This window comes from Pseudomonas sp. Pseusp3, assembly GCF_047304225.1.
GTDB classification, from domain to species: domain Bacteria; phylum Pseudomonadota; class Gammaproteobacteria; order Pseudomonadales; family Pseudomonadaceae; genus Aquipseudomonas; species Aquipseudomonas fluorescens_CD.
The window spans coordinates 1-1789 of record NZ_JBGLYV010000216.1 but is presented as its reverse complement, the minus strand read 5'-3'; the positions used below and the strand labels follow the sequence as shown (position 1 = coordinate 1789).

2 protein-coding genes are annotated in these 1789 nt (G+C 64.8%); both read right to left on the bottom strand.

The window, feature by feature from the left end; translation table 11 throughout:
* Positions 1–412 (bottom strand): ABC transporter ATP-binding protein (locus ACCD00_RS30565; protein ID WP_413428915.1); only part of this gene is annotated, 412 nt, incomplete at its 3' end.
* The gene (locus ACCD00_RS30560; RefSeq protein ID WP_413428914.1) at positions 413–1585 is read right to left on the bottom strand and encodes an efflux RND transporter periplasmic adaptor subunit; all 1173 of its coding nucleotides are present in this window, start codon (positions 1583–1585) and stop codon (positions 413–415) included.
* Positions 1586–1789: the final 204 nt, after the last annotated feature.

Below are 1789 nucleotides of genomic sequence, written 5' to 3'. Positions count from 1 at the left end.
AGGCCAGGCCGAGGCGGTCGAGCAGGGCGGCGGCGCGGGCGTGGCGTTCGGCGGTCGGTAAGCCTGCGTAGATGGCCGGCATCTCGACGTTTTCCTGGGCCGAACCGGACGCAATCAGGTGGTAACCCTGGAATACGAAACCGAAGGCTTCGCGGCGCAGCCAGGCCAGTTCGTCACTGTCCAGGGCCGCGACGTTCTCCCCGGCGAAGCGGTATTCGCCCGAGGTCGGGCGGTCGAGGCAGCCGAGGATGTTCATCAGCGTCGACTTGCCGGAACCGGAGGCGCCGACAATCGCCACGAATTCACCGGCATGGATCGACAGGTCGATGCCGCGCAATACGTGAACTTCAGGGGCGTCGCCACCGCCGTAGGCTTTACGGATTTCGTGCAGTTCGATCAAGGGCGTCCGCATTCAGCCGCCACTCCCGTCGACCGGGCCGATCAACAGGTGATCGCCTTCCTGCAGGCCATCGAGGATCTGTACCCGCAGGCGGTCACTGATACCGGTACGCACGTTGCGCTGCTCGATGCTGCCATTGCTGGCGACCACTTGTGCGGTCTGCAGGTCTGCCTGCGCGCCGGCCCGCAGGGCAGCGATGGGCGCGGTGAGTACGTTCTGCGCCTGATTGGCGACGAAAAATACCTGGGTGGTCATTTCCGCCATCAAGGCGTTGTCAGCGTTGTCGACGTCCAGCAACACGGTGTACAGCACCACGCGGGCACTCCCGCTTTTGCTGGTGCTGGCGGGGCTGCCGCCGCCCTGGCTGGTCTGGTCCAGTGGTTTGGGCGGGACGGGGAGGATTTGCCGCACGGTGCTGGTCCAGCGCCGGGTGCCGCCGCTCAGGGTGGTGAACCAGGCGTGCATGCCGGGTTTGACGTGACCGATGTCGGCCTCCGAAACCTCGGCCCACACGGTCATCGGCGACAGTTTGGCGATGCGCAGGATCAGCGGCGTCTGCTGCTGGGCGTTGAGGGTCTGGCCTTCGCGAGCATCCAGTGCCACCACAGTGCCGGCCATCGGTGCATAAATCCGCGTGTAGCCCAACTCGGCCTGATCGCTGCGCAGACTGGCTTCGGCCTGGCGGATCTGCGCCAGGAACATGTCGATGCGCGCCTGGGTCACGCGCAATTCGGCCTGGGCGGTCTGCACGTCTTCTTCACGGGTGGCACCGCCGGCGGCGAGGTTCTGTTGGCGCTGGTGTTTCTGCCGGGCCAGTTCGTGTTGCGCCCGTTGTTCCTGCAACTGCGCCTTGAGGTTTTCGATGGAGAAGCGCCCGGCGTCGAGTTTGGCCTGTTGCGTGGACGGGTCGATTTCCACCAGCAACTGGCCTTCCTTGACCACGTCGCCGACTTCCACGTGGATCTTGTGGATTTGCCCGGAAGCCTGGGCGCCGACGTCGACATAGCGCCGCGGTTGCAGGGTGCCCAATGCCGTGACGCTGCTTTCGATGTCGGCGCGGCTGACCTGGACGGTGGCGAATTGGTCGCGGCCCGGCGGGATGAATTGCCAGGCGGCGACGGCAACTACAGGGATCAGAAAAAGTGCGGCAAGCAGGGCGCGTCGGGTCTGTCGGGGACGTTTCATGCAGGGTTCCGGCCTGGGAAAATCGGCCCGTCGTTCAGCATCGGGTCGATGGCTGAACGCTGCCGGCAGGGCCGGACAGGGACGGGGAGCTGTCCTGTAAACGTAGAAAGCGCCGGGGAATTTAGGTGGTGACACAAACTAATGTGGGAGCGGGCTTGCTCGCGAAGAGGCCGGCACATTCACCATTTATGTTGCCTGATGCAC